The organism is Rhizobacter sp. P1_G5 (assembly GCF_056405435.1).
In genome coordinates, this window is the sequence record NZ_JBFUCB010000210.1 from 1 (window position 1) to 9,151 (window position 9,151).

The window sequence follows — 9,151 nt, forward strand, 5'->3', positions numbered from 1 at the left end:
GGGCGGTGCCTCGCTGTCGCTGCACTACCCGGGCAGCTGGAACGAAGGGCTGTCGAGCGGGCAGGGGCTGATCGCGGTGGCGCTGGTGATCTTCGCGCGCTGGAGCCCGTGGCGCTGCCTCGGCGCGGCGCTGCTGTTCGGCGGCGCCGGCGCGCTCGGGCCGGCGCTGCAGTCGGTGGGCATCAGCAGCGGCTACCACCTGTTCAACGCGGTGCCGTACGTGCTGACGCTCGCGATCCTGGTGTGGACCTGCTCGCCGACGCGCCGGGTCCAGGGCGCACCGGCGGAACTGGGGGTGTCGCTGTGATCCCCCGCTACGTCGATGCCGATCCCTACCGCTGGCCGTTCGACGGCGACCTGCGGCCCGACAACACCGCGCTGATCGTGATCGACATGCAGGTCGACTTCTGCGGCGCGGGAGGCTACGTCGACAAGATGGGCTATGACATCGGCCTGACGCGCGCGCCGATCGCGCCGCTGCAGCGCCTGATGGCCGCGATGCGCGACGCCGGCTGCCTGCTGATCCACACCCGCGAAGGGCACCGCCCCGACCTGAGCGACCTGCCGGCCAACAAGCGCTGGCGCTCGCGGCAGATCGGCACCGACGGCATCGGCATCGGCGACGTCGGGCCGTGCGGCCGCATCCTGACGATCGGCGAACCGGGCTGGGAAATCATCCCCGAGCTCGCGCCACTGCCCGGCGAGCCGGTGATCGACAAGCCCGGCAAGGGCTCGTTCTACGCGACCGACCTCGACCTGATCCTGCACACCCGCGGCATCCGCAACCTGGTGCTGACCGGCATCACGACCGACGTGTGCGTGCACACCACGATGCGCGACGCGAACGACCGCGGCTACGAGTGCCTGATCGTCTCGGACTGCACTGCCGCCACCGACCTCGGCAACCACCTCGCGGCGCTGAAGATGGTGACGATGCAGGGCGGGGTGTTCGGCGCGGTGGCCGATTCGAATGCGCTGATTGCCTCCGTTCGGGCTGAGCCTGTCGAAGCCGGCGCACAGAAACACGTTCCCAGGAGCACCCCTCGATGATCACCCGCCGCCGCACCCTGCAGACCCTCGCCGCCACGGCCACCCTCGGCGCGGCCTCGTTCGCCCGCGCCGCGGACGACAAGATCCTGATCGGCTACTGGCCGATCGCGAGTGGCCTGCCGCTGTATGCCGGCCTGGAGCTCGGCACCTTCAAGGAGGCCGGGCTCGACGTCGAGGGCGTCAAGTTCTCCAGCGCCCAGCAGGTGGCCGAGGCGATGATCTCCGGCCGCATCCACGGCTCGGCCAACGGCACCGCGTCGGCCGTGCTGGCACTCGCCGAGATCACCTCGCCGGGCCTGTTCAAGATCATCTGCAGCAACCCGTCGAACCACAAGCTGGTGCTCGACGAGTTCGTCGTCGCGAAGGACAGCCCGATCAAGTCGCTTGCCGACCTGAAGGGCAAGAAGATCGCGAGCGGCCCCGGCATCCAGAACGTCACGCTCGCGAAGATCATGCTCGAGAAGAACGGCGTCGCGAATCCGCAGGTCACCGAGCTGCCGGTCGGCCAGCACGTGCCGGCGCTCGTCGGCGGGCAGATCGACGCGGTCTACACGCTCGAGCCCACCGGCACCGCGGGCCGCCTGAAGGGCCTGACGCGCGTGCTCGAGACCGGCGTGATCAGCAAGTACGTGCTCGGCGATGCCGAGGCGCCGTGGTTCGGCGGCTCGGCCAGCGTGACCGCCACGCTGCTGAAGGAGCGCCCGGCCGACGCGAAGAAATACATCGCCGCCTACGCGAAAGCGGTGGAGCACGTGCGCAAGAACCCCGAGGAGTCGCGCAACCACCTCGACGGCTTCACGTCGATCGACGCGTCGCTGGTGAAGGAGGTGCCGCTGTCGGGCTTCACGCTCTACAACGAGTTCAAGCCCAGCGACATCGATGCGTTCCAGAAGTTCTTCGACGTGTTCACCGAACGCAAGATCTTCTCGCGTGCGGTGCCGGTGAAGCCGCTGCTCTACACCGCGTGAGGAGCGGGCCATGAACGCCTCGCGACTGATGGACCGAAGGCTGCTCCCGCTGATCGGCCCGCTGCTGCTGTTCGCGCTGTGGGAGCTCGTGATCTCGGCCCGGTGGATCAAGCCGGTGCTGCTGCCGCCGCCCGGCGAGACGCTCGCCTACCTGTGGAGCACGGTCGCGAGCGGCGCGATCGGGCCGGACCTGCTGTCCACCCTGTACCGCACGCTGGCCGCGTTCGGCATCGCGGTGCTGGTCGGCGTGCCGCTGGGCGTGCTGCTCGGCAGCTCCGAGCTGGCGTACCGCAGCGTCGAGTTCGTGATCGACTTCTTCCGCTCGACGCCGAGTTCGGCGCTGATCCCGCTCTTCATGCTGATCTTCGGCATCACCGACATCAACAAGGTCGCGATCGCGAGCTTCGGCGCGATGCTGATCGTGCTGTTCAACAGCGCCTACGGCGTGATGAACGCGAAGAAGACGCGGGTGATGGCGGCGCAGATCATGGGCGTGTCGCGCTGGCATGTGTTCAAGGACGTGATGCTGATGGAGAGCCTCGCGCAGACCTTCGTGGGCCTGCGCAGCGCGGTCTCGATGGCGCTGGTGATCGTCATCGTCGCCGAGATGTTCATCGGCTCGGAGACCGGGCTCGGCCACCGCATCATCGATGCGCAGCAGGTGTTCAACGTGAAGGACATGTACAGCTCGATCCTGATCACCGGCGCGCTCGGCTACCTGCTGAACCTCGCGTTCCTGCTGGTCGAGAAGAAGCTGATCCACTGGAGCGGCAAGGCATGAGCGGCCCGGTGCTGAACCTGCCGCACGTGACGATCCGCGGGCTGTGCAAGTCGTTCGCCGGATCGCCGCTGTACACCGATTTCAACCTCGACCTGCCGCGCGGCGAGATCGTCTCGATCTTCGGGCCGAACGGTTGCGGCAAGTCGACGCTGATGAACATGATCGCCGGGCTGGTGCCGCTGGACGCCGGCGAGATCCTGTTCGACGGCAAGACGCTGAAGCAGACCGACATCGGCTACGTGTTCCAGAACTACCGCGACGCGCTGTTCCCGTGGATCAGCGCCCGCGACAACATCGCCTACCCGCTGCGCCGCAAGGGCATGAAGGAAGCGCAGGTGCGCGAGCGCGTCGACGAACTGGTGAAGCTGTTCGAGATCCGCTTCGACCTGGCGCGCTACCCGTACGAGCTGTCGGGCGGGCAGATGCAGACGGTGTGCATCATGCGGGCGCTCGCGCCGCGGCCCGAGGTGMTGTTCCTSGACGARCCGTTCTCGGCGCTSGAYTTCGAGATGACGCTGTTCATCCGCGARAARCTGCAGGAGGCGCACCTCGCGACCGGCGTGACGATGGTGATCGTCTCGCACGACCTGGAAGACGCGGTGTTCCTGGCCGACCACATCCTGCTGCTGACGCGCCGGCCGACGCGCATCGCCGAGTTCGTGCCCTTCGAGATGCCGCGACCGCGCCTGCCGGAGGCGGTGTCCGACGAGCGCTTCGTGCGTGTGAAGGCGCACACGCTCGAGGTGTTCCGGCGGGAGATGAAGGCGTGACCGCATTGCAGCTCGACACGTACCAGCTGACCAAGCGCTTCGGCGCCTTCACCGCACTCGACGGCGTGTCGCTCGCGGTGCGGCCCGGCACCGTGCACGCGCTGCTCGGCGAGAACGGCGCCGGCAAGAGCACGCTGGTGAAATGCGTCGTCGGCTGGCAGCGCGCCGAAGAAGGCAGCGTGCTGATCGACGGCCGCGAGCGCGACATCGCGTCGCCGGTGGTCGCGCGCGAGCTCGGCATCGGCATGGTCTACCAGCACTTCACCGTGGTGCCGGGCATGACGGTGGCCGAGAACCTGCTGCTCGCGCGCGGGCGGCTGCCGGCCGTCATCCACTGGCCGAGCGTGCGCAGGGAACTGGCGGCCTTCCTCGAGACGACGCCGTTCAGGCTCGACCTCGATGCGACGCCGCAGCAGCTGTCGGCCGGGCAGAAGCAGAAGCTGGAGATCCTGAAGCAGCTGCTGCTGAAGCCGCGGCTCCTGATCCTCGACGAGCCGACCTCGGTGCTGACGCCGCAGGAGGCCGACGAGGTGCTGGGGCTGCTGCGCGATCGCGCGCATGCGGGCGATTGCAGCATCGTGCTGATCACGCACAAGTTCCGCGAGGTCACCGCGTATGCGGATGACGTGAGCGTGCTGCGGCGCGGCCGGCTGGTGGCGGCGCACCGGGTGGCCGAGACCGATCCTCGGCAGCTGGCGGCGGAGATGATCGGGGCGGCGGGCGAAACAGCGGATGACGTTGCTGCCGAGGCGAAGCGCGAGTTCGCGCCGCCGCAGCGCACCGAGCGCGAGCGCGGCGCCGCGCGGCTGACGATCGAGGCGCTGACGGTCGATGGCGACCGCGGGCAGGCAGCGGTCAATGGGCTGAGCCTGAGCGTGCATGCCGGCGAGATCGTCGGCGTGGCGGGTGTCTCGGGCAACGGCCAGCGCGAGTTCGCCGAGGCGCTGGTCGGCCAGCGCCGGCGCGTGTCGGGCGAGGTGTGGATCGGCCACGGCGAGCAGCGCGAGCGCTTTGCCGCGACGCGCGCACAGAACCAGCGCCTGAAGGTGCGCAGCCTGCCGGAGGAGCCGCTGCGCAATGCCTGCGTCGGCGACTTGAGCGTCTCGGACAACATCGGCCTGCGCTCCTTCGACCAAACGCCCGCGGCGCGCGGCGGCTGGCTGCGCGCCTCGGTGCTGCGCGAGCGCGCACGCCGGCTGATCGCAGAGTTCGGCGTCAAGACGCGCAGCGAGCTGGCACCGATCCGCGCGCTGAGCGGCGGCAACGTGCAGCGCGCGGTGCTGGCGCGCGAGCTGAGCGACGAGGCCGACGTGCTGATCGTCTCGAACCCGGTGTTCGGGCTCGATTTCGCGGCGGTGGCCGAGATCCATCAGCGGCTGATGGACGTGCGCAACCGCGGCGGCGCGGTGCTGCTGATCAGCGAGGACCTGGACGAACTGCTGGCGCTGTCGGACCGCATCGCGGTGATGAGCGAGGGGCGCATCGTGCACGAGGCCGACGCATCGCAGGCGGACCGCCACGTCCTCGGCGGATTCATGGGCGGGAGCCATTGATGATCCAGGTCGATGCCCTGCCGGGCCCGTTCGAGTTCGAGCCGGCGCACACCGCGCTGCTGATGATCGACATGCAGCGCGATTTCATCGAGCCGGGCGGCTTCGGCGCGGCGCTCGGCAACGAAGTGTCGCTGCTGGCGCCGGTGGTGCCGGCCGCGGCTGAGCTGGTGGCGCTGTGCCGCGCGATGGGCGTGCTGGTGGTGCACACGCAGGAATGCCACCGGCCCGACCTGTCGGACTGCCCGCCGGCCAAGCGGCTGCGTGGCAAGCCCAGCCTGCGCATCGGCGACCCGGGGCCGATGGGGCGCATCCTGATCGAGGGCGAGCCGGGCGCCGGCTTCGTGCCGGAGCTGATGCCCCAGCCCGGCGACGTCGTGATCGCGAAGCCGGGCAAGGGCGCGTTCTACGGCACGCGGCTGGCCGAGCTGCTGCAAGACCAGCAGATCACGCGCCTGATCTTCGGCGGCGTGACGACCGAGGTCTGCGTGCAGACGACGATGCGCGAGGCCAACGACCGCGGCTACGAGTGCCTGCTGGTCGAGGAAGCGACCGGCTCGTACTTCCCGCAGTTCAAGGCGGCGACGCTCGCGATGATCCGTGCGCAGGGCGGGATCGTCGGGTGGACGGCGTCGTTGGACGCCGTCAAAGCGGCTGTGAAAGCGGGCTTTACCAGCACCTGATCATATTAAAGAAGTCTTTAGTATGATGGCGCCTCATTCAAGGCCGCTTTCATACGATGCGCAGCACCGGCACCTACGTCAGGAGCACCACGGCAGGCGAGGCCGTGCGGGCCTTCGTGCCGCGCCCGCTGCCGCCGGTGCGCCCGGTGCTGGCGCCGGAGTCCTACGAGACCCGGTCGCGCGATGCCGAGCTGGCGCTGGCGCGGCTGTCGGGCGTGTCGGGCCTGGTGCCGTCGGTCGAGTGGCTGCTGTACAGCGCGATCCGCAAGGAAGCGCTGCTCACCTCGCAGATCGAAGGCACGCAGGCCACGCTGACGGATCTCTTCGACGACGAAGCGGGCCTGGCCATCGCCAACACCGACGATGTTGAGGAGGTCACCAACTACCTGCGTGCCTTCCGCCTGGTGCGCGAGAACCTGCACGCCCCGCGCGGCCTGCCGTTGAGCGTGCGCCTGCTGTGCGACGCGCATCGCCTGCTGCTGGCTGGTGCGCGCGGCGCGGGCAAGCAGCCGGGCGAGCTGCGCCGCTCGCAGAACTGGATCGGCGGCACGCGGCCGGGCAACGCGGTGTTCGTGCCGCCGCCGCCGGAGCGCGTTGTGGAACTGCTCGGTGACCTGGAGCGCTTCATTCACGAGCCCGAACCGGCGCTGCCGCCGCTCGTGCGGGTGGCGCTGGCGCATGTGCAGTTCGAGACCATCCATCCGTTCCTCGACGGCAACGGCCGCATCGGCCGCCTGTTGATCGCGGCGCTGATGGAGCAGTGGGGGCTGCTGCCCGAGCCGCTGATGTACCTCAGCGGCTATCTGAAGCAGCACCAGCGCGAGTACTACCGGCGCCTGTCGGCCGTGCGCACCGACGGCGACTGGGAGGGGTGGACGGGCTTCTTCCTGCAGGCCGTGGAGGCCGCGGCCAACGAAGCCGAGCGCGGCATCGTCGCGATTGCCAGCCTGGTGGCCGCGGATCGCCGGCGCCTGCTGGCGGTGCCGCGGATCGGTGCCGTGAGCCTGCGGCTGTTCGAGCTGCTGCCGGTGATGCCGCGCTTCACGATCGAGCAGGTGCGGCAGAAGCTGGACACCACGTTCCCGACGGCGACAGCGGCGGTGAAGCTGCTGGAAGCGTCGGGCATCGTGACCGAGCTGACCGGGCAGAAGAAGAACCGCAGCTTCAGCTACCGGGCTTACATCGAGCTGCTGTCGCGCTGAGGTGCACGCCTAAGCGCCGCGCCGAAGCGCCTCGATCAGCTTCTCGCGGTCCTTCCCCGCCGCCGCGTTCTCCGCCAGCAGCGCGAAGAACTGCTCCTGCGATTGGGCCTTCGCCTGCGCCTTCTTCACCAGCACGCCCGCGATCGGCCCGAGGTGGGCTGTCAGCACCTTGCGCGACTGCGTGACCATCTCGTCGGTCAGCGCATGGTGGCCGGTCGGCAGCGACGGGTTCACCGGGTGCGACACCGCCTGCGTGCCGGTCGCGCCGAGCTTTGCGGTGAAGCGCGCGCGGTCGGCATCGCTGCCCAGGTGCTCGCACACCTTCGCCGCGAGGCTCGGAAGGTCGGTGCTGAAACGCGCCGCATTGCGCACCAGCACCTTCGCGACCGGCCCGACGAACGAGGCCAGCGCCAGCTCGACGCGGGCCAGCGTCTGCGGATCCCAGCCGGTCGGCGGCGCGGTCGTGCGGACCGAGCCGGCCGAGCCGGCAGAGAGCACCGCCGTCGGTGCATGCGGATCGGCGGATGGCGCCGCCGCCGGCCGCGGCGGTGCCATGATCACCGTCGTCTCCGATTCGTCTTCGGTGGACGGCAGCACGCGCCGGGCGAGCGCCTGGCGGAACAGCGCCGCGGTCGCGAAGCGATCCTGCGGCTTCTTCGCCATCGCGCGCGCGACGATGCTGTCGTAGAAATCGGGCCGCGGCGCGATGTCGATGCGGCTCGGCGGCGTCGGCGTGTCGTTCATCACCTTGTACATCACCGCCTCGGGCGAGCCGCGGAACGGCGACTGGCCGACCAGCATCCCGTACAGCAGCACGCCGGCCGCGAACACGTCGACCCGGTGGTCCACGTTCTCGCCGACGTACTGCTCCGGCGCCATGTAGCCGGGCGTGCCGATCGTCGAGGTCATCTGCGTCAGCACCTGCGATTCGATGCGCGCGATGCCGAAGTCGGTCACCTTCAGCTGGCCGGCATTCGTCACCATCAGGTTGGCCGGCTTGATGTCGCGGTGCCACACGCCGTGGCGGTGCGCGCAGTCGAGCGCGTCGAGCAGCTGGTCCATCAGCTTCAGGATGTCGACCTCGGGCAGGCGTGGCGTGGCCGCGAGGATCTTCGACAGCGTGCGGCCCTCGACGTACTCCATCGCGATGAACGCGGTGTCGTCGTCTTCGCCGTACTCGTAGATCGGCACGATGTTCGGGTGCGACATGCGCCCGACCGCCTGCGCCTCGTTGCGAAAGCGCTCCGCGGTCGACGAGCCCGACAGGTCTTCGCCGACCAGGTGCTTGCGGATCGTCTTGATCGCCACCGGCCGCTGGATGATCGGATCGAACGCCTTGTACACCACGCCCATGGCGCCTTCGCCGATCACGCCGGTGATCGGGTACTTGCCGAGTTGCTCAGGGTGCTTCATGGGCGGAGTGCACGCGCGATTTCACTCGAGGAGTTTGAGCGCGTGAACCAGGCTCTTGCGCATGCGCGCGAAGGATTCGGCCAGAACGCCGATTTCGTCACGCGATTTCGTGTTGAACTCCGGCGCGTCGAGCTCGCCCAGGCTCACGCGGTCGGACAGCGTCGACAGCCGGCTCACCGGCCGGATCACGAGCTGCCACAGCATCAGGTTCAACGCCAGCACGATCAGCAGGAACACGCCGGCCAGCAGCGCCATCACGACGCGGAAGGCGCGGTCCGCGCGCTCCAGCGGCACCGACATCGGCACCGAGACGACCTGCGCGCCCAGCACCTCGGTCATGGTCCAGCCGAAGCCATTGGCCGGGCCGTACTTGTCGACCATCGGCTTCGGCGCCGCCTCGACCGTGCTGTGGCAGCGCAGGCACACCGGGTTCGACAGCTTGATCGGCCGGGCGATGTAGGTGACCGGGCCCGACGGCGTCACGCGCTGGCCGACGAACTCGGTGCGCTCGGGGTTCTGGCGGAACTGCTGGATCACGTCTTCCTCCCAGTCCTGCGCGCGGTCGCGCGGGTTGGTCGGGTTCAGCATCGCCGGCTTGTAGGCGTACTCCGGGTGATCCTTGCGCAGCGTGTTCAGCACCTCGGTCGACGAGTAGGCCGGCACCGACTGCGGCAGGAAGGTGTACTTCATCTGCGTCTCCAGCAGCGGCGCGATCTGCGTCGCGGTGTAGGAGC

At 69.1% G+C, this 9,151-nt stretch carries 9 protein-coding genes and 1 pseudogene; 8 read left to right on the top strand and 2 right to left on the bottom strand.

Annotation, left to right across the window (positions count from 1 at the left end; all coding sequences use genetic code 11):
- The 8 genes and pseudogenes from AC1D12_RS15945 to AC1D12_RS15980 all read left to right on the top strand — a co-directional run.
- Positions 1-307: pseudogene (locus tag AC1D12_RS15945) on the top strand (ABC transporter permease); the annotation flags it as partial.
- Entirely contained in the window at positions 304-1,050 is a 747-nt protein-coding gene (biuH, locus tag AC1D12_RS15950) for a biuret amidohydrolase (RefSeq protein ID WP_477827400.1), read from the top strand. The pseudogene AC1D12_RS15945 and the gene biuH, both read left to right, overlap by 4 nt.
- The gene (locus AC1D12_RS15955) at positions 1,047-2,018 is read left to right on the top strand and encodes an ABC transporter substrate-binding protein (RefSeq protein ID WP_465110994.1); all 972 of its coding nucleotides are present in this window, start codon (positions 1,047-1,049) and stop codon (positions 2,016-2,018) included. Before biuH ends, AC1D12_RS15955 begins: the two co-directional genes overlap by 4 nt.
- Positions 2,019-2,028: 10 nt before the next feature.
- The gene (locus AC1D12_RS15960) at positions 2,029-2,799 is read left to right on the top strand and encodes an ABC transporter permease (RefSeq protein WP_465110995.1); all 771 of its coding nucleotides are present in this window, start codon (positions 2,029-2,031) and stop codon (positions 2,797-2,799) included.
- Entirely contained in the window at positions 2,796-3,569 is a 774-nt protein-coding gene (locus AC1D12_RS15965) for an ABC transporter ATP-binding protein (RefSeq protein ID WP_477841442.1), read from the top strand. Before AC1D12_RS15960 ends, AC1D12_RS15965 begins: the two co-directional genes overlap by 4 nt.
- A complete protein-coding gene (locus AC1D12_RS15970; RefSeq protein ID WP_477841444.1) occupies positions 3,566-5,122 on the top strand; it encodes an ABC transporter ATP-binding protein in 1,557 nt (518 codons plus the stop codon). The genes AC1D12_RS15965 and AC1D12_RS15970 overlap by 4 nt, the downstream gene beginning before the upstream one ends.
- Positions 5,122-5,802 carry a cysteine hydrolase family protein gene (locus AC1D12_RS15975; RefSeq protein WP_477841446.1) on the top strand — a complete coding sequence of 227 codons (681 nt, stop codon included), beginning with the start codon at positions 5,122-5,124 and terminating at the stop codon, positions 5,800-5,802. The genes AC1D12_RS15970 and AC1D12_RS15975 overlap by 1 nt, the downstream gene beginning before the upstream one ends.
- A 56-nt stretch (positions 5,803-5,858) precedes the next feature.
- Entirely contained in the window at positions 5,859-7,004 is a 1,146-nt protein-coding gene (locus AC1D12_RS15980; protein WP_477841447.1) for a Fic family protein, read from the top strand.
- Between the two features lie 9 nt (positions 7,005-7,013).
- On the opposite strand, the gene AC1D12_RS15985 is transcribed toward AC1D12_RS15980, so the two are convergent.
- Together AC1D12_RS15985 and AC1D12_RS15990 are read right to left on the bottom strand one after the other, a co-directional pair.
- Complete coding sequence (locus tag AC1D12_RS15985; protein WP_477841449.1) at positions 7,014-8,417, bottom strand: serine/threonine-protein kinase; 1,404 nt, start codon at positions 8,415-8,417, stop codon at positions 7,014-7,016.
- 21 nt (positions 8,418-8,438) lie between these two features.
- Positions 8,439-9,151 (bottom strand): c-type heme family protein (locus tag AC1D12_RS15990; protein ID WP_477841451.1); only part of this gene is annotated, 713 nt, incomplete at its 5' end.